28 protein-coding genes and 1 tRNA gene are annotated in these 25,067 nt (G+C 59.6%); 10 read left to right on the forward strand and 19 right to left on the reverse strand.

Annotated features, from left to right (window positions below):
• From modC to csrA, 3 genes are all read left to right on the forward strand, one after another.
• On the forward strand, positions 1-1,092 hold the full coding sequence (gene modC, locus ACW4TB_RS06340; protein WP_279928876.1) for a molybdenum ABC transporter ATP-binding protein: 1,092 nt from the start codon (positions 1-3) through the stop codon (positions 1,090-1,092).
• Between the two features lie 57 nt (positions 1,093-1,149).
• The gene (locus tag ACW4TB_RS06345) at positions 1,150-2,172 is read left to right on the forward strand and encodes a DNA topoisomerase IB (RefSeq protein ID WP_254466079.1); all 1,023 of its coding nucleotides are present in this window, start codon (positions 1,150-1,152) and stop codon (positions 2,170-2,172) included.
• A 252-nt stretch (positions 2,173-2,424) separates the two neighbouring features.
• Positions 2,425-2,622 (forward strand): carbon storage regulator CsrA, encoded by a 198-nt coding sequence (gene csrA / locus ACW4TB_RS06350; protein ID WP_012315047.1) that lies wholly within the window; start codon positions 2,425-2,427, stop codon positions 2,620-2,622.
• A gap of 62 nt (positions 2,623-2,684) precedes the next feature.
• Here csrA and ACW4TB_RS06355 read toward each other — a convergent pair whose 3' ends face one another.
• Genes ACW4TB_RS06355 through ACW4TB_RS06365 form a run of 3 tightly spaced genes read right to left on the reverse strand, consistent with a single transcriptional unit; the run spans position 2,685 to position 5,661 of the window.
• Positions 2,685-3,038: a response regulator gene (locus ACW4TB_RS06355; protein WP_012315048.1), complete on the reverse strand. Its 354-nt coding sequence runs from the start codon at positions 3,036-3,038 to the stop codon at positions 2,685-2,687.
• Positions 3,039-3,049: 11 nt separating this feature from the next.
• Positions 3,050-4,495 (reverse strand): ATPase domain-containing protein, encoded by a 1,446-nt coding sequence (locus ACW4TB_RS06360; RefSeq protein ID WP_279928871.1) that lies wholly within the window; start codon positions 4,493-4,495, stop codon positions 3,050-3,052.
• A 5-nt stretch (positions 4,496-4,500) separates the two neighbouring features.
• Positions 4,501-5,661 carry a two-component system sensor histidine kinase NtrB gene (locus ACW4TB_RS06365; protein WP_012315050.1) on the reverse strand — a complete coding sequence of 387 codons (1,161 nt, stop codon included), beginning with the start codon at positions 5,659-5,661 and terminating at the stop codon, positions 4,501-4,503.
• A gap of 301 nt (positions 5,662-5,962) precedes the next feature.
• Here ACW4TB_RS06365 and ACW4TB_RS06370 point away from each other — a divergent pair.
• Positions 5,963-6,047 (forward strand) — tRNA-Leu (locus ACW4TB_RS06370).
• Between the two features lie 104 nt (positions 6,048-6,151).
• Positions 6,152-6,565, forward strand: coding sequence for a DoxX family protein (locus tag ACW4TB_RS06375; RefSeq protein WP_012315051.1), 414 nt, complete (start codon positions 6,152-6,154; stop codon positions 6,563-6,565).
• A 1-nt stretch (position 6,566) separates the two neighbouring features.
• Here the strand turns inward: ACW4TB_RS06375 and ACW4TB_RS06380 are convergent, their stop codons facing one another.
• Positions 6,567-6,761 (reverse strand): hypothetical protein, encoded by a 195-nt coding sequence (locus ACW4TB_RS06380; protein ID WP_012315052.1) that lies wholly within the window; start codon positions 6,759-6,761, stop codon positions 6,567-6,569.
• A gap of 250 nt (positions 6,762-7,011) precedes the next feature.
• Here ACW4TB_RS06380 and ACW4TB_RS06385 point away from each other — a divergent pair, with 250 nt between their 5' ends.
• Positions 7,012-7,686 (forward strand): polysaccharide lyase family 7 protein, encoded by a 675-nt coding sequence (locus ACW4TB_RS06385; RefSeq protein WP_279928867.1) that lies wholly within the window; start codon positions 7,012-7,014, stop codon positions 7,684-7,686.
• A gap of 147 nt (positions 7,687-7,833) precedes the next feature.
• Here the strand turns inward: ACW4TB_RS06385 and ACW4TB_RS06390 are convergent, their stop codons facing one another.
• Positions 7,834-8,061 (reverse strand): hypothetical protein, encoded by a 228-nt coding sequence (locus ACW4TB_RS06390; RefSeq protein ID WP_039601980.1) that lies wholly within the window; start codon positions 8,059-8,061, stop codon positions 7,834-7,836.
• Positions 8,062-8,217: 156 nt separating this feature from the next.
• Between ACW4TB_RS06390 and ACW4TB_RS06395 the strand changes: the two genes are divergently transcribed.
• Entirely contained in the window at positions 8,218-8,589 is a 372-nt protein-coding gene (locus tag ACW4TB_RS06395) for a hypothetical protein (protein WP_039601981.1), read from the forward strand.
• 24 nt (positions 8,590-8,613) lie between these two features.
• On the opposite strand, the gene ACW4TB_RS06400 is transcribed toward ACW4TB_RS06395, so the two are convergent.
• Together ACW4TB_RS06400 and ACW4TB_RS06405 are read right to left on the reverse strand one after the other, a co-directional pair.
• Positions 8,614-9,510 carry a LysR family transcriptional regulator gene (locus tag ACW4TB_RS06400; protein WP_012315055.1) on the reverse strand — a complete coding sequence of 299 codons (897 nt, stop codon included), beginning with the start codon at positions 9,508-9,510 and terminating at the stop codon, positions 8,614-8,616.
• A 165-nt stretch (positions 9,511-9,675) separates the two neighbouring features.
• Complete coding sequence (locus ACW4TB_RS06405; protein ID WP_012315056.1) at positions 9,676-10,668, reverse strand: zinc-dependent alcohol dehydrogenase family protein; 993 nt, start codon at positions 10,666-10,668, stop codon at positions 9,676-9,678.
• Positions 10,669-11,598: 930 nt separating this feature from the next.
• Here ACW4TB_RS06405 and ACW4TB_RS06410 point away from each other — a divergent pair.
• Both ACW4TB_RS06410 and ACW4TB_RS06415 read left to right on the forward strand, forming a co-directional pair.
• A complete protein-coding gene (locus ACW4TB_RS06410; protein ID WP_455842926.1) occupies positions 11,599-12,009 on the forward strand; it encodes a topoisomerase DNA-binding C4 zinc finger domain-containing protein in 411 nt (136 codons plus the stop codon).
• Between the two features lie 117 nt (positions 12,010-12,126).
• Positions 12,127-12,474 (forward strand): hypothetical protein, encoded by a 348-nt coding sequence (locus ACW4TB_RS06415; RefSeq protein ID WP_455842911.1) that lies wholly within the window; start codon positions 12,127-12,129, stop codon positions 12,472-12,474.
• An 8-nt stretch (positions 12,475-12,482) separates the two neighbouring features.
• On the opposite strand, the gene ACW4TB_RS06420 is transcribed toward ACW4TB_RS06415, so the two are convergent.
• The 4 genes from ACW4TB_RS06420 to ACW4TB_RS06435 form a co-directional block, all read right to left on the reverse strand.
• Positions 12,483-12,740 carry a hypothetical protein gene (locus ACW4TB_RS06420; RefSeq protein WP_455842912.1) on the reverse strand — a complete coding sequence of 86 codons (258 nt, stop codon included), beginning with the start codon at positions 12,738-12,740 and terminating at the stop codon, positions 12,483-12,485.
• A gap of 110 nt (positions 12,741-12,850) precedes the next feature.
• Positions 12,851-13,069: a hypothetical protein gene (locus ACW4TB_RS06425; protein ID WP_455828282.1), complete on the reverse strand. Its 219-nt coding sequence runs from the start codon at positions 13,067-13,069 to the stop codon at positions 12,851-12,853.
• A 250-nt stretch (positions 13,070-13,319) separates the two neighbouring features.
• Entirely contained in the window at positions 13,320-13,817 is a 498-nt protein-coding gene (locus ACW4TB_RS06430; protein ID WP_196997907.1) for a DUF2514 domain-containing protein, read from the reverse strand.
• Entirely contained in the window at positions 13,814-14,251 is a 438-nt protein-coding gene (locus ACW4TB_RS06435) for a structural protein P5 (protein WP_455828280.1), read from the reverse strand. Before ACW4TB_RS06435 ends, ACW4TB_RS06430 begins: the two co-directional genes overlap by 4 nt.
• A 366-nt stretch (positions 14,252-14,617) precedes the next feature.
• Here ACW4TB_RS06435 and ACW4TB_RS06440 point away from each other — a divergent pair, with 366 nt between their 5' ends.
• Positions 14,618-14,938 (forward strand): YceK/YidQ family lipoprotein, encoded by a 321-nt coding sequence (locus tag ACW4TB_RS06440; RefSeq protein WP_455828279.1) that lies wholly within the window; start codon positions 14,618-14,620, stop codon positions 14,936-14,938.
• A 9-nt stretch (positions 14,939-14,947) separates the two neighbouring features.
• Here ACW4TB_RS06440 and ACW4TB_RS06445 read toward each other — a convergent pair whose 3' ends face one another.
• The 8 genes from ACW4TB_RS06445 to ACW4TB_RS06480 form a co-directional block, all read right to left on the reverse strand.
• Entirely contained in the window at positions 14,948-15,172 is a 225-nt protein-coding gene (locus ACW4TB_RS06445) for a hypothetical protein (RefSeq protein ID WP_455828278.1), read from the reverse strand.
• Positions 15,173-15,194: 22 nt separating this feature from the next.
• The gene (locus ACW4TB_RS06450) at positions 15,195-15,887 is read right to left on the reverse strand and encodes a hypothetical protein (protein ID WP_455828277.1); all 693 of its coding nucleotides are present in this window, start codon (positions 15,885-15,887) and stop codon (positions 15,195-15,197) included.
• A 308-nt stretch (positions 15,888-16,195) separates the two neighbouring features.
• Complete coding sequence (locus tag ACW4TB_RS06455) at positions 16,196-22,165, reverse strand: phage tail protein (RefSeq protein ID WP_455828276.1); 5,970 nt, start codon at positions 22,163-22,165, stop codon at positions 16,196-16,198.
• A gap of 8 nt (positions 22,166-22,173) precedes the next feature.
• On the reverse strand, positions 22,174-22,803 hold the full coding sequence (locus tag ACW4TB_RS06460) for a tail assembly protein (RefSeq protein ID WP_455828275.1): 630 nt from the start codon (positions 22,801-22,803) through the stop codon (positions 22,174-22,176).
• A 57-nt stretch (positions 22,804-22,860) separates the two neighbouring features.
• On the reverse strand, positions 22,861-23,211 hold the full coding sequence (locus tag ACW4TB_RS06465; protein WP_024718019.1) for a hypothetical protein: 351 nt from the start codon (positions 23,209-23,211) through the stop codon (positions 22,861-22,863).
• A 39-nt stretch (positions 23,212-23,250) separates the two neighbouring features.
• A complete protein-coding gene (locus ACW4TB_RS06470) occupies positions 23,251-24,015 on the reverse strand; it encodes a C40 family peptidase (RefSeq protein ID WP_455828274.1) in 765 nt (254 codons plus the stop codon).
• A gap of 8 nt (positions 24,016-24,023) precedes the next feature.
• Complete coding sequence (locus tag ACW4TB_RS06475; RefSeq protein ID WP_033735149.1) at positions 24,024-24,722, reverse strand: phage minor tail protein L; 699 nt, start codon at positions 24,720-24,722, stop codon at positions 24,024-24,026.
• Positions 24,722-25,060 carry a phage tail protein gene (locus ACW4TB_RS06480; protein WP_455828273.1) on the reverse strand — a complete coding sequence of 113 codons (339 nt, stop codon included), beginning with the start codon at positions 25,058-25,060 and terminating at the stop codon, positions 24,722-24,724. Before ACW4TB_RS06480 ends, ACW4TB_RS06475 begins: the two co-directional genes overlap by 1 nt.
• Between the last annotated feature and the right edge of the window lie 7 nt (positions 25,061-25,067).

Below are 25,067 nucleotides of genomic sequence, written 5' to 3' on the forward strand. Positions count from 1 at the left end.
ATGACCGGATCGATTGTGGCGCGCCTCAAGCTTGCGCGTGACGACTTTACTCTGGATGTCGACCTGCAGCTCCCAGGGCGCGGCATCAGCGCGCTGTTTGGCCATTCCGGCTCGGGTAAGACGTCGTGTTTGCGCTGCCTGGCCGGCCTGGAAAGGGCCGCGAGCGCTTACATCGAGGTCAACGGTGAAGTCTGGGAAGACAGTGCGCGCGGCTATTTCCAGGCGCCACACCTGCGCCCGGTCGGCTACGTGTTCCAGGAGGCCAGTCTGTTCCCGCACTTGTCGGTGCGCGGCAACCTGGAGTTCGGCTGGCGGCGAATTGCACCCGGCGAGCGCAAGGTCAGCCTCGACCAGGCCTGCCAGCTGCTGGGCATCAGCCACCTGCTCGAGCGCAGGCCCGCAACCCTGTCGGGCGGCGAGGCCCAGCGCGTGGGTATCGCCCGCGCGCTGCTCAGCAGCCCGCGCCTGTTATTGATGGATGAGCCCCTGGCCGCACTGGACGGACCGCGCAAACGCGAGATCCTGCCCTACCTGGAGCGCCTGCACGATGAACTGGACATTCCGCTGGTATACGTCAGCCATGCCCAAGATGAAGTGGCGCGGCTGGCCGACCACCTGGTGCTGCTGGAGCAAGGCAGAGCCTCGGCCAGCGGCCCGATTGGCCAGACACTCGCCCGCCTGGACTTGTCGCTGGCCCAGGGCGACGATGCCGGGGCAGTGTTCGAGGGCGTGGTGGTTGGCCACGACCCCCATTACGGTTTGCTCGACCTGCGCCTGCCTGGTAGTGAAGCGCCGTTGCTGCGCATTACCCACACGGCGCACAACATGGGCAGCACCTTGCGCGTCAAGGTTCAGGCCCGCGACGTCAGCCTGACGCTGTCGGCAGATGGCGCCTCCAGCATCCTCAACCGGCTGGCAGTGCGGGTGCGTGACGTGCACCCGGCAGACAACCCCGCACATGTACTGGTCAGCCTGGATGCTGGCGGCAATACCCTGCTGGCGCGCATCACCCGCTTCTCGGCGGACCAGCTCGGCCTGCACCCGGGGCAAGCTTTGTACGCGCAGATAAAGTCGGTAGCGCTATTGGGCTGAGCATCGTACGCGCGGCCGCTGTCCATTGATCAGTGACCTGATCGAGGCCTGCCGCCCATGCTTGACTGTACCTTACCCGCCAGCCTGCATTACGTTGACGATAGCCAGCCCGGCCTGAGCCGGCGCCGCTGGCGCAACCGTTTCATCTACCTCGATGCCCAAGGCCAACGCGTGCGTGACAGCGAGACGCTGGCGCGCATCGCCGCCCTGGTGATACCACCGGCGTACACCGATGTGTGGATCTGCGCCGACCCGCAGGGTCACCTGCAAGCCACAGGGCTCGATGCACGTGGCCGCAAGCAATACCGTTACCATGCTCAGTGGCGCGAGCTGCGCGACCAGCACAAATATGGGCGCATGCTGTCCTTCGCCCAGGCTTTGCCCAAGCTTCGCGCACAATTGGAAGTACACCTGGCGCGCCCAGGGCTGGACCGGGAAAAGGTCATGGCGCTGGTGGTCAGCCTGCTGGACCACACACTGATCCGCATCGGCAACCAGCGCTACCTGCGCGACAACAAATCCTACGGTCTGACCACGCTGCGCAACCGCCACGTCAAGGTCGAGGGCAGCACCATCCGCTTCCAGTTCCGCGGAAAGCGTGGCGTGGAACACAATGTCACCCTGCGCGACCGACGCCTGGCCAACCTGCTCAAACGGTGCATGGAGCTGCCGGGGCAGACGCTGTTCCAGTACCTGGACGAAGAAGGCCAGCGGCACAGCATTGGGTCCAGTGAGATCAACCAGTTCCTGCAACAACTGACCGGGGCCGATTTCACTGCCAAGGATTACCGCACCTGGGCAGGTAGCAGCCTGGCACTGAGCCTGCTCAGGCCCCTGGCCTGGGAGCCGGAGAGCGAGGCAAAGCGCCAGGTTGCGAACATCGTCAAGCAGGTAGCCGCGCGCCTGGGCAACACCCCGGCCGTGTGCAGGCGCTGCTACATCCACCCTGCCGTGCTGGAGCATTATGCCCTGGGGCGCTTGGCAGAGCTTCCTGGCCGCCGTGTGCGCAAAGGCCTTGATCCTGAAGAAGTGGCGTTGCTGTTGTTTTTGCAGGCACTGGAGCAAGCACAAGCCAATTGAGTGAGCCTATGCCTGTAATCATGCAGAGAAATTTCCCATTAAGGCCGAAGCCCCCTATCCTTGCCACCGAGCACCTTCGCCGGGACGCTTACCGCGTTTTACAACGGCACCTGCAACTAAAGACACACAACAGAATTTGTCTTACGGGGAATTAATATCCGCCGAAAGCGTCTTTAATGAGAAGGAAGAGGGACAGGCTCCCACCACTGCGGCACTTGCCGGGTGGATTTCGATATCACCAAGGAGAACTACATGCTGATACTCACCCGTAAGGTTGGCGAAAGCATCGTCATCAACGATGACATCAAAGTCACCATTCTGGGCGTGAAGGGGATGCAGGTGAGGATTGGCATCGATGCACCAAAGGATGTTCAGGTGCACCGTGAAGAAATCTTCAAGCGTATCCAGGCCGGCAGCCCGGCCCCGGAAAAGCACGACGACCAACACTGATTGCGACACTTCAAGCCGCACGGACGCGCTTGATCGATTGGGTACACACCGCAGCCCGAGCCTCAGGCGCCAAGCAGCTCGCGCACCTTGGCGATCAACTTGTCCACGTCGAACGGTTTGTCGAACGCCGCAGCGAACAGCTCCGGGCGTCCTTGGCTGGCCTGCGCGCCACTCATCAGGATCACCGGAAGGTCGGGCAGTTGTAGCTCTTTGCGGATCGCCAGCACCAACTCTTCGCCATTGAGCACCGGCATCATGTAGTCGGTGATCACCAGATCCACGCGTTTTTCCTGTAACGCTTCCAAGGCCTTGCGCCCGTTGCTCGCCTTTTCCACCAGAAAGCCTTCGTCCTCCAAGGCAAAGCCCAGGATGTCGGCGATCAGGTATTCGTCATCGACGATCAGGATAGTGTTCATCAGCAGGCCCGTCACCCACTGCCTTGGGGCACCGGAGTACCGGAAAGCACACCGGATGAGCCCTCGAAAGCCTGGTGCAGGTGGATGCCCTGCGGCCCGATGCGCAACTCATGCAGCGCGGGGTCGTGATGGCTGTCACGCACCTTGAGCACTGACAGCATGCGCCGCAGTTGCGAATCCAGTTCGACAAAACGCATCAGCAAAAGGTTATCGACGATGCTCGACAGGTCGGGGGCCGGGGCGGTGATTTCCGAGCCGAAGAGGTCGCGCATCTCCCAGGTGAGCATGACGCTGATATCGCGTGCGCGCAGCTCGCCGGTCAAGGCACGAAAGAACGCATTGAGACGTGCAGGATCGGTTGCCAGGCGGCTGAATGCACCCAGGCTGTCGATCAGCACACGCTTGCTGCCCTGCTGCTCGACAAGCTCCAGCAGGCGCGCACCGACCTGGTCGAGCAGACCCTCGGTCGTCGGCTGCCAGTTCAGTTGCAGAGCGCCTTGCCGCTCCAACGCGGCGAAGTCATAACCCAAGGAGGCAGCCTTCAGGCGCAACCTTGCAGGTGTCTCATAGAAGCCGAAATGCAGCGCGGGCGCCTCGGCTGTTGCCGCGCCAAGAAAGGCCAGGCCCAGTGACGTCTTGCCGACGCCGGAGGGGCCCATCAACAAACTGACCGAACCATTGGCCAGCCCGCCCCCCAACATTTCATCCAGCGCGGTTACGCCCGTGGTCACCTGGCTCAGCGTGGCCGAGCCCAGCTGGCTGGGGTGGCTGTACAGCGCTTCCAGGCGCGGATACACATGTATCCCGGCCTCGTCGATCAGGCATTCATGGCGCCCTGACAGTGCCCCACTACCCCGCGTCTTGCGCAGTTGCACATGGCGCACGGCGCGGCTGCCCAGCAGTTGTTCACCCAGTTCGATCACGCCATCGACCATGGTGTGCTCGGGGCTGCCTTCATCGAGCCGGGCACTGGTCAGCAGCAGCACGGTACAGCCGGCAAAAGCGGCATGCCCCTGCAGCTCGGATACGAACTTCTTGGTGTCCAGTGTCGTTTCCGCGCGTACCCGGGCATTGAGGACGCCATCGACGATCAGCAGACTGGCCTGCTGGCGGCCAATTTCCTGGCGGAGCAATTTGACCACCGCGTCCAGCCCTTCTTGTTCAAGGGTATCGAAGGCACTGACGAACTGGATCTGGTCGCCGACCAGCGCCGGGTCAAAGAATTCCAGGGTAGCCAGGTACTGAAAAAGCCGCTCATGGGACTCACTGAGCAAGGTGGCAACCAACACCCGGCCCCCTTCACGCACATGACCACAGGCCAACTGGTTGGCGAGGATGGTCTTGCCCGCGCCAGGCGGCCCCTGAACGATGTACGAGCCACCTGCGACCAATCCACCCTTGAGTAAGGCATCGAGCCCCTCGATCCCCGTCATCAGCCGCATGAGTGCCTGTACCATAAGGGTTACCTGTGGAGTTGAGGATCAGCACCGCGCTCAGACGCCGGCAGATAAAGGCGTATGCAGGTGCCCTTGCCGGGCGTGCTCTGCACAGTGATTGCGCCGTTGCTCTGCTTGGCAAAGCCGTAGGCCTGGCTTAGCCCAAGACCTGTACCTTTGCCAAAAGGCTTGGTAGTGAAAAACGGCTCGAAGATGCGCGGCAGCACTTGGGGGTCGATGCCAGTTCCGTTGTCATGCACTTCAAAGCACACGAACGGGCCATGCAGCCCTTCCACTTCGCCCGTCAGCACGAGCGAATCGAGCGCAATGCAGATCGTGCCGTGCTCACCGATTGCATCGCGGGCATTGAACAACAGATTGAGCAATACCATCTGTAACTGCCCGGCATCCACTTCGATCATGGGCAAATCAGCTGGTAGGCGCTCCTGCAACTCAACATCACTCGGCAAGGCGTGTTCCAGCAAACTGCGCGTAGAAGCCAGCACCGTGGCAGGTGCGACCATCGCGACATCCATCTGCCGATGTCGAGCGAACGTCAGCAGTTGCTGAGTCAGCTTGGTACCACGCTGGCCGGCATCCACGATGTGCTCCAGCATACGCTGCACGCGCGCCGGGTCCTGGCTGCTCAATGCCAACTTGGCCGAACTCATGATGATGGTGAGCAGATTGTTAAAGTCATGCGCCAAACCACCCGTCAACTGGCCCAGCGCCTCGAGCTTTTGCGCTTGGAACAACTGGGCACGGATGGCGTCAAGCTGCAGCGCCGATTCGCGCCGATCGGTGATATCGCGGGTGACCTTGGCCAGGCCAATGATGTGCCCCAGGTCATCGCGTATCACATCGAGGGCGGCCAACGCCCAGAATTGCGTACCGTCCTTGCGTACCCGCCAGCCCTCATCCTGCGCCACGCCCAGCTCAAGGGCTTGCTTGAGCAAATAGTCAGGACGCCCCTCGGCGCAGTCCTGGGGCGTGAAGAACAGCGAGAAATGCCGGCCTATAACTTCGTCAGCACGATAGCCCTTGATCCGCTCGGCGCCTGCATTCCACGACACCACCCGGCCAGAGGGGTCAAGCATATAGATGGCATAGTCCACCACAGACTGCACCAACTGCTCGTAGCGGTTGGCGGTCATGACAGGGGGGGCGATGCAGTCGGCTGAAACCATGCAAACTCCACAGGCACAGCGGTTGGGCGGCAATGAGTTCGGTCAGCGTAGCCCCCAAGCATGGGCGGACGATGCACCCGTCAGCACGGGCAAGACTGGCTTGGAACATAGACGCTGTACTCATTGGATCCAGTCAGGAACGGCACAGTGGCCTAATGACAGTAAGGTGTCAATCTCCTGTGCAAATGCCACCCCACTTCTTAGATCATAGGCGCTATAGTTGACTCAAATATAACAATGGGTTATAAAGCGCGCTTGATTGCCAGGGCCTTCTGCTTAGAAGCGTACCGGCCTCAAGCGTGCGAGTGTGGTGGAATTGGTATACACAGCAGACTTAAAATCTGTCGGCGTGAGCCTTGCGGGTTCGAGTCCCGCCACTCGCACCATACTTCCAGGAAAAGGCGCCCTTGCGGCGCCTTTTTGCTGCCCGGCGGAAATTCGCCATGCAGCTGCTAAAGTGGAGCTTGTCTGCATCCACTGGAATGCCACCATGCGCTACTCCCTCTTCGCTGGCCAACGCGACGTGATCATCCTGATCGCCCGTGTGCTATTGATGATCCTCTTCGTCATTTCCGGTTGGGCGAAGCTGACCGGCTTCGATGGCACGGTCGGCTACATGACATCGCTGGGCGCCCCAGCGCCCATGGTTGCCGCAGCAGTCGCCGTGATCATGGAGTTCTTCGTCGCCATCATCCTGATCCTCGGCTTCTACACCCGCCCGCTGGCCTTCCTGTTCGCCCTGTTCGTGCTGGGCACCGCGCTGATCGGACATCCGTTCTGGAACATGGTCGACCCTGAACGAGCCGCCAACATGACCCAGTTCCTGAAGAACCTGAGCATTGTTGGCGGCTTGCTGCTACTGGCGGTGAGCGGCCCGGGGCGCTTCTCGCTGGACGGGCGCTGAGTCAATCGTCCAGGTCGTCGTGCCAGGCTGGATGGTCGCTCTCGTCATCATCGAGGTCATCCAGCAACGCATCATCCTCCTCGACCTCATCCTCGGCACCCTGCGCATCCGCTTCAGGTTCGAAGCCGTCGTAGAGAAATTCGTGGTCGAGCAAGTGATCGTGTTCAGGCTCGTGCAGGTCGTCTTCGTGGCGCATGATCGCTCCTGGGAAAGTGGCACGCCTGTATAAGCGCATCGGCTGGCATGGTCAATGGATGGGGGGTTAATGCTGACTTAACCGGTAGCCTTCATCCTGCAGGCTCTCCCTTCAAACGTGACTTGCCCGCCTTAATGGCGGGCTTTTTTTGCCCTGCCTTTCGTCAGCGACACACTTCTTCGCTGGAACTTCCACCCCATCTGCCAGGCTCGCAAACCTTGCAAGAGTTGGAATTTTCAAGGAGAAAACCATGGCAGTGAACATTGATAACCTCATCATCACCACTCCGGTGCCGAAATCCGCCTCCAACCCGGTTGCCTTGGAAGTCACCGGCGCACAGGCCTTGGCTAGCCTGACCAACGTCGTTGCACGCCAGAGTGACGGCTCGATACGCATGACCGCGCCGACCAAGGGTGCGTCCAGCAAGAGTACTCACCGCACACGCTGCGAATGGAAAGAACCCGTGTATTGGTCACTGGGCAGCGCAGCGCGCCACCGCAACCACCAGACAATGACCCTGGAGAAGGTCAATCAGGCGCAAAAGGTGGTAATTGCCCAGTTGCATGTGAAAGACAATAACAGCCCGCCAATCAAGGTGTTCTGGAACAAAGGCAAAATCACTGTCGGCTTTCGTTCAGATTTTAACCAGGCCACGCCAGCCAACAGCACCGTGCTGGCCGAGGTGCCGCTGGGTGCGCGTTTCGATGTGAGCATCGTGGTGAGTGAAGATGGCGCTTGCACGGTCAGCGCAAGCAGCAATGGCCGCAGCGGCACCACGACCGCACTGCAACTGGCGCCATCCTGGGCGACGCAGACGCTGAATTTTCACGGTGGAGTCTACAACCAGGTGGACTACAGCAATGACACGCCGCCAGGGGATGCTTCGGTGTGCGTAATCAGCGCACTTGAACTGAGCCATGAGTGAGCCAAGCATTACAGGCTAACGACATGCTCTTCACGAATTCATGACAAAAACCTTGGCACACTGAGATTGTTTCTCACGTTCTTTGGGCCCGCCACTTGTTGGCGGGTTTTCTTTTTCTGGCGGACCAGTGCCGCCGGGCGCTCAATGCTAAGCGTCAAGCACGGTCACCCTTACACCCGTAGCCACAATCTCGTACTCGGTTTCAGAAATCTTTTTCACATCCCCACCGGCCTGCATTTCGAAATGCTTCAAACCCTCATGCCGAACCATGCCGTGCGGCGAGCGCTCAACGGTCTCGTCCTGATAAATGTTGATGACGTACCGCACGTTGTCCGTGCCGACACCAATGATCTTTCCGACATATTTATCTGCCATGTCCGCATCCCCTTGATTACCTCACCGTAGCGGGTGCTCGTTGATCAAGCCACTCTGCTGGAGGAAGCAGCCGACTTTCAGACCACCGGGCGCCGCAGCGTGGGATCAGGTTGCGAACGACCCTTGGTCATCTTTTTGTACTAATCAGTACATTCCATGCGTAAAATCCCCACCCGACTGGTAATTGCCCTACAAACCTACGATCTGGTTATGGAGTGTAGTAAGACGATGCAAACGGATTCAAATCGCCTGATGACCGCTCTGGAGCACAAGATGCTGCTTGAGAACTTCAACATCAGTTCGACCCAGGTTGAAGAGCAACTGAAATACATCGTCTGCGGGCAATCCACATCATGCGAGCTGGAGCGGCTGCTTGGCCCGTATGAGAACTGCGAGAGCCGGGGTGACTTGCGATTGCTTCGGTGGGCGTTTGTCTACACGGAGGGGGGGCTGGGCCTGAGCGACCCTCAAGTACTTACGGTGGCAATCGACGCAAAGGGCTGCGTAACTGATTTTGCCCTCGTCTAGCGTGCTGACCTGATCGGAGAATTCCTAACGCCTTTCCTCTTGGAATAACGCACTCACCCACTCGACAAATACGCGCACATTGGGGGACAGGTGCCGGCGATCCGGAAACAGCACGGAAACGGTCTTCGGCTCGACTGGAACATCCGGCAGAACCTCCACCAGGCGCCCGCTATCGATGTATCGCTGCAACGCCGGGCGCAACCCCTGCACCATCCCGATCCCCGCCAGCGCGCAGCAGAGTAACGCCCCGGCATTGTCGACGACGATGGCGCTGCGCATCTTTACACTGATCATTTTACCGTTGCCCCTGAATCGCCAAGGCATGATCTGGCGGCGCTGCTCAACCATGAAGTTGACTGCCAAGTGCGCCTGTAAATCATCCAGCGTGCCGGGTAAACCATACTTCTGTACGTAGGCGGGAGCCGCGCAGGTCACCAAAGCAACCTCGCCGATACGTTTGGCAACCAGGCTGGAATCATCCAGATCACCGAGCCGCACGGAACAATCGATGCCTTGCGCGATGAGGTCATTCAGATTGTCAGAGGTTGCCAGAGATATTTCCAGGCCAGGGTAGCGATCCATGAGCTCGGGCAATCGCGGGATTATCACCGCCTGGCCGAGTACGGTCTGCATGTCGATCCTGAGCTTGCCTCGCGGCGGGCGGGCCGGCGAAAACCAGTCCAGCGTGTCCGCTAGCTCTGCGAGTAATTTCAAGCTTCGTTCATAGAACTCATCGCCAGCGGGCGTGGTGTTCACCCTGCGCGTGGTGCGGTGTAACAGCTGAACGCCCAATTCGTGCTCAAGATTCTGGATGAGTTTGGAGAGTGCCGGGCGATGCACATTGAGCGCCTCGGCCGCTTTGGTATAGCTGCCATGCTCAACAACTGCCACGAACATTTGCATGGCTTCGATCAGGTTCATCGCGATCTTCCAGTTACCTGTACATTGGGCCAGACGTACTCTGCACCAAGGACGATAGCGAAGCCAGGCGGCCTCTCTCATACACCAAAACAAAATATGCCATCACTGCTTGGTAGCAAGCAGCGATGGCATACCGCAGCCTGACTGACGGCCGCAGGATGCTATTCAGTCAACCACGACGACGATCTTGCCGATTTGCGCATTCGACTCCATTCGGCGGTGTGCTGTCGCAATTTCATTGAGCGGGAAGACCTGGTCGATGACGGGCTTGAGCTGACCACCTGCCAAGCCTTTGCCAACGAATGCCTTGGCATTGGCCAGCTTTTGAATATCTGTGGTGATTTCGAACAGCTCGTAGCCGCGCACGGTCAGGTGTTTGCCAAGAATGTCGAAGACCGGAACCGGGATATCGCGATGATCGAGAGCGCCGTACTGGAAGAAGATTCCGGTATTGGCCATGGATTTGATCAACTTGGTTGCCTCGGGGCCACCAACGGGGTCGAAAACAATACGCGCGCCTTCGCCCTCGGTGATCGCGGCCACCTCGGCAATCAGATCCTCTTCCTGGGTGGCGATTACATATTTTGCACCAACATCCAGCAACGCCTGGCGCTTGGCACTTGTGCGAGTAAGGGCCACCGGGATGGCGCCTAGCATGTTGGCGATCTGGATCGCTGCCAGGCCGACACTGCTCGACGCAGCCGGGATGAGCACGGTTTCGCCAGCCTTTAGATTGCCGTACTCAACCAGGGCGCCGTATGCAGTGACAAACATCATCCAGCTGGCCGCTGCCTCCACGAAACTGAGGTTGGACGGATGCTTGACGACAGCATGCGCGGGCGCATTGACCACCTCGCCATACATGCCGTAATCAGCGAATGAGAACGACGGCACGACGCTAACTGCGTCACCAGGAACAACGTCGCTGACGTCACTACCAACCGCGCGGACAATCCCGGCCGCTTCATAGCCGAGCTTCGCCGGGAACTGGGGATCAATCACGTACTGCCCAGTGCGGTACATGATTTCCGCACGGTTCAAGCCGATAGCTTTTACTTCGATCTGAACCTCGCCGCTTTTCGGCGCGGGTACAGCGACCTCATCGAGAATCAAAACATCAGCGTCACCGGTACGGTGAAAGTGAACGACCTTGGGCATGGCACACCTCATTAACGGCTAGGGATAACGGTTCCTTCTGGAAGTCGCGCCCATACTACCCACCCGCTTGCGTGTGATAGAGAGCCGTTCGGCTCATAAATTGGTACTCAACAAGAACCAATCCTTGGCCGGTCGGCAAATAGAAAGGGCACGCAGGGCGCATCGAAAGTGAGCCGACCGGCCGTGACCTGCTCATTGAAACACTGCTTGAACGCCGCAAGCTCCAAGGCGTGCGCAACTCTCGGCTCATCACCGACGGCTCGGGCCTGCGAATGAGAAGATCACCAAGCCAGTTTATCGTCGCGTCAGCGAGGTGGTCAGCCCAACCAAGTAACGGCCTGATGCGGAAACGATGCCTTGTGATGCGGAAACGATCAGGTTTTCTAGCGCGCAAAGAAAAACCCCGCAGACGTTAATCTGCGGGGCTTTCGAATGTGGAGGCCGAGGTCGGAATCGAACCGGCGTAGACGGATTTGCAATCCGCCCTGCATTTCCTTGAATTTCAGTATCTTACGAGCTTTTCAGTTCCGCATAGAAGCTTTTTTAGCAACGCTGCAGCCCTTTAAAATCAAGGGGCATGGCAGGAGTTGCGGAACTGATTTTCGCGCCTGGTCAGCGGTTTTCAAGACCGTGGAATAAACCCCCAATCCATTCATCCTGCAAGGCAAAATCGATTCCAAAACAAAGACGAAACGGCACGGCTACAGGCCGCGTGTTTTGAGGGTCGCCACTTCAGTTTTGGAATCGATTCTGCTCTTGGTTCGATGGGGCCCCAGCCCGCCGGCATGCTGCGGGTTTCCGAGAGCTTTGAAGATTGCAGGCATGGCACCAATCGAAGATGATGGCGCTTAGCCAATATCAGCTTGGTACCTAACGATGGATCGAAAAGAGCTCTCGCGCCGCACGCTCTTACTATTCGCCCTGGGCTTGATGAGCGAGCGAGTGGCAGCTCGAGGCGGTGGCAGAGGGGGCGGACGAGGTGGTGGCGGTTCGCGTCGCGGTGGTCGAGGAAGCGGCTCAGGCGGGTTTGGCGTCCTGTTGTTCATTCTCGCTGCTTGGGGGTTGGTGTGGACATATGGCAAATTATTTGGACGCAAACCTGACGCTTCTAGTGGCAAACCGAATTTACCGACTCCGGCCACAGCGGCAGGAACGACATCGCGCGAAGTCACTCCTAACCCTGTTACCAGACCCCCTCGTGAAAAATGGGGCGAATTAGGGCTTTGCCCGCAGTGCGGGAGTGCAATGCGTGTACGAACTGCGAAGAAAGGCCGGTATGCGGGTCGGAGTTTCATGGGCTGCTCAACCTACCCACGCTGCAGAGGAATTCGAAATACTTGAGCTGAGTAAGGCACTAACCGGCTTGAATCCCTCCTTCCAGTAATGCAGCAGTAGTGTGAGAAACGCACCTCAGGCCGCGCAGTTCGCGGCCTATGCATCGGGTGTGTCTAATATGCATTGGCGATTTTGGTCGACTTTAGCCCAGTAAAACCGCGCAGCTTTACCGCACTTTTAGACATCTTAAGCACCCTTCCCTGGCGTTCTGCCAACTACGATCCGTCCTGGCTCGTGCTCAACCCAACCCTCATATTCAAAAAGGCCAATGTGCCAAGCCTCCTCGTGCTCCAGCAGGGCCCACACCCTTGCCGCCTCGGCAAGCTCGAGCATGTCGCACAGGCATCCATCATCAACTTCCCGGCGCCGGCGCGCGGCGAATGCCATCTCGCTGAGCACGGCCGCGCGCCCGTCAGGGTCCGTGACGAGAGCAAACCGGTCATCAAGCTCAGCCAGCCAGGCTCGTGGTAGTCCGCTCATCATTCAGTCCTGCACCTCCACGACTGCGCATAGATCACGCCGTCGATCTCTTCCACCCCATTGATGTTCATACCGAGCTGGGCCATGCCATTGACCTTGGCGTCGAGCAAGCGCGGGATGATGTCCGGACCTGGTGTCGGATTGAACACCCACGCCTGGGTCGCGACTCGGCCCAGAACTTCGCTGTGATGGTCACCAATATGGACGTCAGCCCGCAGGGGCTTGATCTTCCTGAGGCGATCAGAGGGGATGGCCACGCCATTCTCGCGGCGTCGAACGAGGAGGAAGTACATGGGGCACCGATACTGTATAAAAACACAGTATCGTATAGAGCAGGCGCCTTGCGGGCAATTGCCGATCAGCGGACCTAATGGAGGGGTGGCAGCTCTTTACCGCGAGCCGCGGCCATAGCACGAAGCTGGTAGTCGGTGACCGCCTGATACTGTCGCTCGGCAATTAGGCGCAGGCGTTCCAACTCTTCCGCTGGCTCACCCGAGGCCTGCGCCTCATGGTAACGCTTCCATGCCTGTACGGCGTTGGTGTACATGGGATGATCAGGGTAGAGGATTGGCGGCTTACACTTCATCGGAGCTCCATTCTGAGGTGGCCATCACTGAATGGTAGACGGTGCCCGTCCGGCTTGGATTAACTGGTAATCGATAACCGCTTGGTACAGCGAATCAGCCAGTAGGCGCAACCGCTGCACTTCACTCGAAGGCAAGCCGGCGTCCTCCGCTTCGTGATACGCCCGCATAGCATCGATAGCCTGCTTGATCAGTGGCTCGCCCGCTTCCACAACTCCAAGAAAAGTACGCTTCCCCACCGCCCTGCTCCGATCAGTTGATCAGCGCATTATAGGATGCTTCGCAGGCCAGGCCGGCTATTCGGGCACGGTCATAAGCTTTCGCCAGCTCTCCCGCTCGCGCATCAGCCCGGTCGCGCAGTTCGGAGAGCACCATTGCGGCGCGGGTGGCTGCTTGGCCTCGGGCGACAGCGGCGGTATCCGTGCCGGTGCAACTGACGGTGGCGGCGAGCTTGGCGCCTTCGTGCTGCAGCCGCTGGCCAGCAACATCGGCGCCAGCAGCGCCAGCATCAGCAATCGTTCGTTCTTCCTGAGCATGCGCTCTCACCTCCTCCTGCGCCGTGGCGCGCCGTTGTTCTTCCTGCCGTGCACCGCGCTCGCCGAGCACCTCGGCCAGGCGATCGCCGCTGTCACGCTCAGCTGAAGCCTGGGCGGCCTGAGCGCGCTCAACCGACCGCCCATGCTGGTACATCAACCAGTAGGAGCCCAGCAGCGCAAGCAGCACGATGGATCTGATTGCCCAGGACTTCATGCCAGCGCCCTCCGTACTCCCTCATCGATGATCGCCGGCGAATACGGATTGCCGCCGTTCTCGTGGATGATGATGCTGACCACCATCCCGCGCAGCGTGGCCGGGTCTTTGATGTTGATCGGGTCGGTGGTGCGCACGCCCAGGCGCTTGGCCACGGAGCCGGCGTAGGCCTGGGTGTCGTTCTCGTTGCTCGGCGCCCAGCGGTTGATGGTTTCGAGCACGGTGTCGATGCCCTTCCCGCCCACGCCTGGCATGCCGTCCTTGCCCCGGTAGTTGATCAACAGCTTGCCCAGGGCGCGGATACCATTCTCGGGCGTGTCGAAGATGGCGAAGCGCCCGCCCGGCTCCTTGCCGAGCTGGCCTTGCCAGTCGTTTCGGGGGTTAAAATCGATGTTGCCGGGGTTGTTGTTGCGGATGCCGCGTGCTGTCGCCATGGTTTTCTCCAGGCAAAAAGAAGCCCGCACTTGGCGGGCACGAATGTGTCTTCTAGGCTGCTAAATCGTCAAATCTGCATCGATCGATGCGAGAGGCAGGCTATGAAAAAAGGATTTTTTGTACTTGGGATTGGGATCTGCTTGCTTAGCGGTTGCTCTCATTTCTCCAATAGCACTTATGGGAGCCCTACCAGCCCACACAAGATCGCGTGCGATGACACCCCGCCGAATCAACCTGGCTGTTACAACCGCCAGTACCAAGAAGGCATTCTCAACAAGCTGGTTGATTACATTAGCGAAGGACGTTGATGGCTGCTCTAGCCCTCACAGGGACGGGCTTCGAGGTCAGCGGGACAGGAGGCTGATATGAGGTTATGGATAGTTTGTACGCTTGCGGCAGCATTGAGTGGGTGCGGCACCATTCAGACGGTCTCCGACGAGTCAAAGGCAGTGGATAACCTCGCCCGATGGGAATCAAGCTGCCATTCGATTCCCCGCGCCTACAGTGGCTTTGCCTACCAGTTTTGCAACCTGAACGGGCCTGCTCGGTCGGGTAACCATTGGTCCGCAGATACGATTTTTGTGGACATGGGGCTCTCGGCAATTGCTGACACGCTCATTCTTCCATACACCGGCTATCAGCAGCTTCGATGGGGCAGCGTTCCTATCAGAAGGTTGGAATATTGATACTCAGCCTCAAACGGTCGGTGCTTCAGGCGCCGCCTCTGGCTCAACCGGGTCCTTCGCGGTAACGGTCACCTCGGCGCTGTAGTCTTTCAGCACCTGGGCGGTGAAGACTTGGGCGGCGGGGAACTGGCTCAGGATCTCCCGTGCCCGGACGTCGGCTTCTTCTTGAGTGGCGTAGCGGGTGTTGTTGGCAACGTCATAGGCATTGCTCATGTTTACGGCGACATATGGCATAGCGTGGCCCTCCTGGGGCTGATCAGAATCCGGTGACATCAATAACAAGTGGACTGCCACCGGCGTAAAAAACGTTACTCGCTGGCGGTGGGCTGGGGTCAAACCACGGCGAGGTGTAGGCAGTGATTAGCGCCTCGCCTGTTGTCTGAATACCATCACTCTGGCAGATGCAATAGAGCTTGTAGTGCGATCTAACTAAATCCCAGAATGCTCCGTTGGGAAACCCTTCTTGGATGTTCCTGCCATAGAATGATGGAAAGCAAATAGCATACTTACGACCTGCAGGTAGGGCGTATTTAGTATTGAAAGCAAGTGCAGGCAGACTTCCCGACACGTTCATGAACCGGGAGTTTGCGTCAAAAATCAACCTGCCGTCCGGACCAAATATTTGCATTCCCGAGTTGGTAGCCGAAGCCTGCATACCTCGATATACATACACATCCACCGGCACCCCAAGCCCGTTCACCGCATAGGTAATGGTCCGTGCAGATGGCCCTGTCTTGACCGAGACATGGTAGGCAATCTGGCCTGCACAACTTACAAATACAAGATCTGAAAAATTGTCCAAGGCTACTTGGATGCCGTTTATGCTCCCTGTCGAAAAATAAATGGAAGAGCTGCTAACTGTATAGCGATTAACAAGCCCGTAATTGACCCAGTCAGAATCTATCTGGATCGTCCCGTTTTGGTTGAAGCACTGAAAACCGGTAGGCATTAGAAAACTCCAACCGTTATCCAAGACGGCGACTGAGCTGCCGACGTAAACGTCCAGCTGAGAACACCATTACTCTGGTTGGCGCTCACCTCAGGGGTGAACACCCCAAAGGCATCGTTCACCCCCGTGTCCGGAACTACGACGAAGAAAGGCGTGCCAGTGGTCAGGCCTGGCACGGCCAAAGCCCCATTAGCTGAGCCTGTATAGTAGGTACCCAAAACACGCCCCAGCCGGTCAGTTAATCTGATGCCAGGTGTACCATCCGCATAAAAAGTCTCCAGACCTGCTGGCATAGCATCCCTCCATAATTACCAAACCCCCATGCGAACACGGCGAACACCGGAAACCACTACATCAATTCCGTTTCGGTCGAGCTTGGTGTAGGTATTTGCCATGGTTGGATGGCGCGCGATTATCTCTCCCCACGCAAAGTTCACAGTGAGCACTGGCTCGCCAAAGCTGGTGAATTGCGCTGATTGCAGCGTCTCCCCAATGATGCCGTTCTTGATCGCGGCCTTGGAAATGAACGCATCGTTCATGAACACCTGCCCGTTCTGGATTGCGAAAGGGCTTACGAACCCGTTCCCAGCGGGGTTCAGTACCGCGAACCGATCAGCCATTACAGCAAACGTCGATTGCAGCACTCCCCCGCTGTTCTCAATCCCCAGACCGAAGCCGGCGGCAACGTACTGCCCGCCAGCGGTGACCTGGAGCTTCACCGAGTAGGACGCGTTGATCTTCCCGTTGAGCGTGGATTGAGCACTGGCTACCTGCTGGATTGACGCCGAGTTGTTACCAACCGAGGTCTGCAGGCCGGTGAGCTGTTGTGCCTGGGCGCTAAGATCATCCCCTTGCTGAGTCACGGTCGAGGTCAGCGAATCTACAGCCTTGCTCGAAGCTGCCACCGCGCGCCTGCCGACTGCGATGTAGGCAATATCGATTTCACCGGTCGTATCCGACGAATTCATCATGTCCAAGCGAATCGCCCAGATGTTTTTCCCGGTCCAGCCGTTGTGGCCAGACAGGTCAAACTCGATGTCCTGCCAGTCGGTTGTGGTGGCGTTTATGGACCAGTTGAAGCGCCGGGCCTCCGCCAGGCCACCGTCCTCGTTCGCCCAGTACATTGCGGCGGCTGACCGGGTGGTGTTGCGACGGCGCAGCCGAATACGCAAGTACGGGTTTTCAGCCCCTACGATCTTGGGGAAAGCGTTGGTTGCTTGAAGAGATACGGATTTCGACACCGTGGCGAACAGCGGGCCGGCGGTGAACGTCGCTCCACTGGTAGTAGCCGCCCAGCTGAGTGTGGAGCCCGTAAACTCCCAGGCCTGACCAGCCACAAAGGGCTGAGCAGAACCAATGCTGTTCTGCAGCTGAGTGATGCTGCTGGACTGACTGGTGTTAACCCCCTCCGCTGCTGAGACACGGTTCGTCAGCGCGTCGACGGCCGAGGCCGATGCTTTGGTGGCCAGGCCATTGGTCGTGCTGTTGACCGCGTTCTCGAGCGAGGTGGTCCTACCCGCAACGCTGCTGAGGGTAGAGCCCTGTTGGTTCACCGTAGAGGTCAGGCTTTCAACAGCAGCAGATGTCGCGGTGTTATTGGCCGCGTTCACCTGCCCGTTGTCGCGCCAGCCGGTAGCACGAGCACCATACTCGAACTGTGGCCGAGCCATCTCTACGTAGCCGGAGGTTACGGCGCCGGTAGCGCTGTAGACACGCATGTAGACATAGCAGCTCACCGCGCCAGCAGGAGCGACAGCGCTGAACTGCTCGCGCTTTCCTCCTGGCGTGACAGTGAACATGACCGAATTCGGGGCACTGATGGCTGAGCCCGCATTGTTGATCCATTGCAGGAAAAACCTGAGTCCCAAGCCAGCAGTGCCGCGAAGGTACACGGACGCCGTCACAGCCTGACCTTCGGCAACCTTCGGCCTGCGATCTGGTGTCCCTCCCGTGGGTCGAAGAGACCTGTATGGAGTACCCGTGCCGACATTCGACACTTCTACACGAATGGCCTTCTCACCCGAGTTCAGCCAAGAGTTTGCCCGCGAATCAACGCTGACTGCTGATCCTTCCATGGCCCAGCCATCAGCGATGTCAGAACCTGTCCCTGCCGTGTTGAAGGTTGGGTTATAGAACAGGTTCTCCCCGCCGACGTCGCCAATCGCGTTATCGAGCTGAGTCAACTGACCGGAGACACTGGTGATGCCTGTCTCAGTCTGAGCGACTCGCCCGGTCAGCGCCGAAGTTGCGGCGGCGTTAGCAGTAACGCCGGAGCTAGTGACCTTACCGTTATCACGCCAGCCTGTGACCACTGGGCTGTGCTCATACTGGGCTTTATCGAAATCAACGAAACCACCTGTGACACTGGACCCAGGGGCAGAGCGAATCCTGTATAGGATATCCACCCGCATAGAGTTGGCCGGTGCCGCCAAACCAGTGAGAACGACGCGATTGTACGATGGCGTCAAGGCCACGCTGACAGGGCCATGAGTGCTCAGCGTCACTCCGGCAGCGTCTTTGTATTGCATGAAGATTTGCAGCATGAGGCCGGTATTGCCTCGCACAAAAATAGAGGCAGTACCTACAACACCCTCGTATACCGACGGGCGCATATCGATCGTCCCCACCGCTGGCACGAAATCAACATACTGTTCTCCAGAGCCTGCAATGAATCCGGTTACATCAAGCCGCTGGCATTTGCCCTCCGCTCCAAGTTCCGAGTTTCGCAGAGTTGGGGTCACTGTCGTCGCAGCTGTCTTGCGCCACCCCCACCCATCGGCAAGGTTCGCATTGCTCGACGACGGCGTATCGAACGAAGGGTTGTAGAACAGGTTCTCACCGCCCACCTGGCTGAGCGACGTGTTGATGTTGGTGATGGCCTGGCCAGCCGCCGTGATGTCCTGACCTTGCTGGGTCACGGTGTTGGTCAGCGCCTGAACCGTCGAAGCGTCAGCCTTGGTAGCGACCTGGCTCAGTGCGCTGGCGGCGGCGGCGGCTGCGTCCGTCGCCACCTTGTCGGTCACGGCCACCCACGCGCTGCCGTTCCAGCGTTTGGGCGTGTTGGCATTGCCGGTTGTGTCGATCCAGAGATTCTGCGCCAGGCGGTCCGCCACTGCCGGCACGGTAGACTGGTACAGCACCTTGCCCTTGGCGCCAGCAGCATCGGCAGCGGCTTGGGCGGCCTGCTGAGCTGCGGTCACGTTCTGGTTGGTGGTGTTGAGGCTGTTCTGTACGCCGGTGAGGGCCTGGCCTTGGCTGGAAAGGCCCTGCTCGTTCTGCGTGACACGGTTCGACAGGCTGCTCACCGTCGAAGCATCCGCCTTCCCGTCGATGCTGGTCCGCAGGCCATCGATCTGCTGGGCCTGGGCATCAACCTCGCCGTTCAACTCTGTGACGCTGGTCTCCACGGTACCGACGCGCGCGGCGAGACCGTTTGCCGTCTGCACCGCCTGGCCAATGTCAATCCAGTAGGTCGCGTTGGGCGGCGGATTGCCGGCCGGCACGTCAACCTTAGCCTGGTACAGCTTGCCGTCTTCGCCCAACGTACCTTGGCCAGCCGTGTAGGCCTGGTCGGGCTTGTACGGCATCGAGTCGGCCAGATCGGCGATGCTGTCGATCTGCTGCTGCAACTCGGACTGCACCTGCCCCAGCGAGTTGTTGACGTCGACGATCTGCTGGTTCAGGTCGCTGCGAACCTCCCCCAGGCGCTCGTTGACGGAGCCCGGGCCCTCTTTGTCGATCAGGTCGATGCGGTCGGTGAGCTCCTGACCCAACTCGCTCTCGGTGATCTGGTCCTTGATCTGCTCCAGGATCGGGCCGGCGTCCATGCTGGCAACACCAGAGATGACGGTCGGAGCCACAGGGAAGAACGGGCCTACGTTGCCAGTGCGGTCCACCAGGCGCACCCAGAAGAAGAACCGCTGCCCGGCGCGCAGGCCCTGCATGACGTGCTCGTTCTGCGGGTAGGCCAGGTCGGACAGTTTGGTGGCCAACTCCAGATCGGTGCCTTCGCTGTACCACAGCTCCGTGCGCTGGGTGTCCTCGGCGCCTTCTGGGAAAGTCCACTTGATGCCAATGCCGAACAAAAGGCTTTCAGTGGTCAGGCTGGTAATGGACGGGGGCTCACCAGTCTTACCGTACAGCTGGGTCGGGTCGGAATAGGCCCAGACAGAGCTGTTTCCAGCAACTCCCACAGCAGCCACGCGCGCGGTATAGGTTCCTGTGTAAATGCCGCGCACCTCCAAGGCTGCGGTGTAAGTCACACCCGCATAGATCCAGTCGCCGTTGTTGCGCTTCCACCACACGCGATAGCTCTGGGCACCGCGTGGCGGGTCCCAAGTGATGCGCATAGTGGCTACGTTGATGCCCTGATTCAGGGTGTCGAAGGTAGTCAGGTCGATGTTGGTTGGTGGCGCCTGAACAGCTGCCGGCAGTACGCTGGTTGGCGGGATGACGATCTGTGCGCCGTTGTCGATCGCGTCGAACTTGCTTGCATTGCGGGCGACGGCAACGATGTCGTATTGCAGCTTGTCGTCGCCGAAGTTCTCGTTGACGCTCAGGACACGGTAGGTCTCCGCGACCAGCTCAGCCGTCTCGATGGTGTAGACCGATTCCTTCACAGGCACGGCCGAGAATGCTTCGGTGACGGTGACCACCCGATCGACAACCGAGCGGATTATGCGGGTCTCAGCCACGCCCTTGGGCAGGATCACGACCAGGGTATCTCCGGCGGCCGCGGTGACATCGTTGTCCAGGGTCACTGTGGTGGCGGTGGCGGCCCTGATACGACCCGCCAGCGGCATGCCTGCGTAATGCTCGTCGGCCACGCGGATGACGTCACCCGGGCGGCATACAGTCCCATCGAGGCCCACGCTGAAGATGATGGTCCCGGTTTCCAGGCGGTTGGTCAGCAGGATGTACTGGCCAACCCGCTGCGCCTGGCCCTGCGACACGCAGCCGAAGGCCGTGACCTCGGTTTCGCGCACGCCATAGCGGGCTAGGGACTTCTGGTCCTGCACATACTCGACGCGCTGGCTGCCGAAGTTGTCCCGATCGTTCCAGGCTACCTTGGCCACGCTGAAGCGGGTGGACACGCTCGAGCCTGGGCGGTTGAACTTCCCATCGATGACGTTGGCGTTGGTGTAGGTGTACACCGGATCACCCGGCATGTCGGCAGCACATGCGACCTGGCTCCCGGCGTAGTAGCTCATGCCGCGGAATGTGGTTGCCAAGTCCTGCAAGACGGTCAGCGCATCGGCGCGCGACTGCAGGTAGACGTTGCAGGTGAAGCGCGGCTCACGCCCGCCCTTCCCGTCCGATACCATTTGATCGCAGTACTGGGCGATCTGGTACAGCTCCCACTTGTCGACCTGGGTGCTGTCGATGAAGCGGCCCAGGCCATAGCGGTCGTTCAAAACGAGATCGCGCCAGATCCACGGTGGGCAGTCGGTCCAGGCCAGCTTGAAGGTGCCGTCCCAGGTGCCGGAGTAGACCCGACTGGCGGCGTCGTAGTTGGTCGGTACTTGGACGATGCGGCCACGGATTCGGTAGGCGCGCTCAGGCACAGCCGAGAACTGGCTAGCATCGATCTTCAGACCGCACAGCGCCGTGTACGGATACTGCAGCTTGGCATCGATGATTTCGGTGTAGGTGCCGATCGAGGTGGTGGCCTGGATGTTAGAGGTGGTCGAATCGGGGGTGGTCCGGCGCACGCGCAGGCGCCAGCCGCGCTCGGCCTTGGGCAGGTCGATACGGATCGAGCGTTGGTAACCGGTGGTGGTTTTGCCGTCGAATGCGCCTTGGTGCACGACCTGGTAGTCGCCGTCGTCGGTGGACAGATCGATCTCGTAGGCAACCCGATAGCCCACGCGATCGCCATCGCTCTCGGACACGACAATTGCGCCAGCAGCCAATTGAACGCGCACGGCCGAAAGCTCGATGTTGCTGAAAGCCTGTACCCAGGACTGACTGGCCTTAAGCTCGACGCCCACGGAGACTTGCGACTCGACTGCCGGGAAGCCGGAGATATGGTCCTGATCATGCTCACCGGTGCGCTGCTCCCAGGTCACGCCGGTGAAGTTTAAGCTGCCGTCACTGTTGGCCAGGGGCGTCTTGTCCAGGTAGATAGACTGGGCACCATTCACCAGCCCCACGATTGGACCTTCGCTGATCCCGTCCAGGATGTTGGCATAGCTGACGTTGATCAGGCTGTCTGGGCTTTCTACAGGCGTGTGTTGTTTGGACTCGCCTTTGGAGCCTTGGATGGACAGGTCAGTCATGAATGCCTCTATTGCTGGTCTTCGGCGTAGATGCCGAGGGAGAGCTGAGCGGAACCGGTGATCATCTCGCCGTAGCACAGCGGGACCGGGTTGCCTTGGGTGACGGTGTTCTTGATGCCGGAGAAGTTGTAGCTGGGGCGGTTGTCGGCGGCTTCGCTGCTGTCGATCTTGGCCTGCTGGCCGGTGACCATTTGGGCGACGCCCCCGATAGCGAGCGAAATGCCGACCATGCCTGCAGTGGCCCACGTAGCGGAGGCCGTGCCGAACAGTGCAGATGAGCCAGCGGCGCCGGCAGCCAGGCCGCCAGTGAAGAAACTTGCAGCGGCAATCAGAGCGATGCCCAGCACTACCTGGAGCCCGCCACTGTTCTTGCTTCCTTGGACGACGGGAGCTATTCGGATCTCAGCCGTACCAGGCGGGTGACAAAGCTCATCCTGGCCGATATTGCGCTTGCCGTAGAACACAGCAAAGGCAATGCCTTTGTCCTTGGACTCGGCTAGGAACTGGTTGAAGCCCTTATGCAGCACGCCCAGCGCTCGAATAGCCTCAGCTGAAGAATTGACTGCAAGTCGGTGCACGGCTCCGAAACGCTTACCAAGCATTCCGCTCAGGCGGATGACGCGAACTCGATCAGACACACTTTTCTCCAGGCATAAAAAAACCCGCATTTGCGGGCAAAAAAAGTTGATTTGTCGCTACAGACAGGTTTCAAGCTCAGACTTGAGGGCCTTTGAAACCCAAGAGCTTCCAATGTGGTAGTAGCTGACGGAGCTGCCGGTAGACGCTGCATTCACATCAGCAAAGTACTCCCTTCTGCCAGCGTAAATGGACACTCCTGAATCTCGCCCTGGCTGCATCCCCATTGGCATGCCGCCACCAGACAGCTTTCCATCCTGCCAAGCGAAGAGGATGCATTTGGCCAATTCATCCTCTTTCTTCGCTGACTGATAAGTAGCAGCAGCGCCCCGAGCGCGCAGCTCAGTCATAGAGGGAGTTGAGCATCCGGCAACTGCAACGGCGCACGCCAGTAAAATCATCCGCTTCATGCGTAGTCTCCATGTAAAAAGCGAAAACTGTACCAGCAGTCACTTTACATCGCGATGCCTCATGTAGAACCGTGCCGCCTCCCGCCAGAAGCCGCCAAACACGTCTCGCTTGGAGTCGCGCCCATAGAGGTGATGCAGGATCCCGCCCGGTACCGGATGGTGCTCGGGTTCGGTCTTGAGACAACCATCGGCCAGATACACGCCCGCATGATTCGCCTTTTCGGCCCGCACCTGCATGACGATCAGGTCACCCTGGCGCAGGTCTGCCGGGTCGACCGGCTCGAAGCCAGCCGCCTGGAAGTTGTCCGCATAGAGGTCCTGGCCTCTTTCCCACCAGCCATCCTCTCTCTCGTAGTCCGGCAGCAGGATGCCCAGCTCGCGCTGGTAGTAGTCGCGGACCAGGGTGTAGCAGTCCAGCACGCCGTGGTGGAACGGGCGACCCACCAGCGGAGCTTGATACCCGGTGGGCTCGTGCACCAGGTGCGTCACCGGTTCGCCTTCGCGCACCTCGATGATCACCCAGGGCAAGGCCGTGGCCTCCATCGCGGTACGATCGGCGGCGCTCAGCCGTGCAGACTGGCCCGGGTGGCTATGCACCACCGCGGCAATAACGCCTTGATCCTCGGCGCCGGCCCAATCCTCGGCGCTGATGCGGAAATCCTCCTCGGGCTTCGCCGCTGCGTTGGCCATCGGCAGGTACACCAACTTTCGACCGACCCGGGCCAGCAGCCCGCAGCTCTCCTCGGGCGCCTTCTCGCGGGCGTGCTCGTACATGGCCGTAATGACGGCCTGCGAAATTTTCATGGAAAACCTCAGGTGCCAGCGGAAGGGAAACTGCCGTAGCGCAGCGGGTTGTGCTCGCCGAAGCGCAGCTTGCAGCCGGTCAGCGTGCCCGAGCACATGTCCTGCTCGGGATCGTCAGTCGGCACGTCCTTGTCTGTCGCGTAGTTCGAGCCGGTGTAGCCGCAGTACACGCCCCGATAGCCGCCTATGGTCAACCACTGGCAGCAGTTGGCGACGATCTGCCGCCCTGGGAGCTTGCGGTCGGAGGCGATCAGCGGGGACTTCAGCACAAACGAGATGAGCTCGGCATCGGCCGACTGCTTCTGGTCGATGCTGAGAACATCGTCCGCGAAGTGCTCTTCCGGGTCGGCCTCCGGGTTGCCGTCTGGAAAGTTAGCTGCGTCGAGAAAGCGGCCCAGGGTCCGGTGGCGAACCACCTTGGCATCGACCAAGTCATCATAGATCCGGCACAGGGCAGTGATCATGCCCGACACGTTGCCCACGGACAGGGTCGGGCTGTTCTGCTGGCCCTCGCCAGTCATGCCCATACCTTCGACCTTGATCGGCCAGGGCGAGTATTCCTTGCCCTGCCAAAAGATGGGGCCCACCTGGGTATAGCCGTGGAAGTAGTAGACGTCGCCGCCCAAGGCGTTGAGGTCCAACTCGAACAGCTCGACGTACTGACCCGGCGTGAGCCTCTGTATATCTTCGTAAATGCTCTCGGCCATCAGGCTGCTCCAAAGTATTGCTCGAAGGTCGCGGTCAGGGTGAACATCCCAGCGCCGTGCGGCGTGATACCCCAGGTCGCGCAGGTGAACAGCGCTGCGGAGCCAAGCGGCGGTGTCCAGGCAAAGGGGATGAATCCTTTGCGGTCCCGGAGAAAGCCCAGGATCTGTTGCACATAGGCCTCTCGTCCGCGAAAGGTGAGCGGCCAGCTCTGCACTTCATTATTGATGCCGTCCCCAGCAACCTGGCGGTAGCCGTTGCCGAACTGCGCGCTGCGCACGCGAAAGGTCCCGGTGCCCGTCGGCTCGATATACGGGCACCAGGTGAAGGTGTCTGCCATGGTGGGT

This window comes from Lelliottia jeotgali (genome assembly GCF_977070485.1).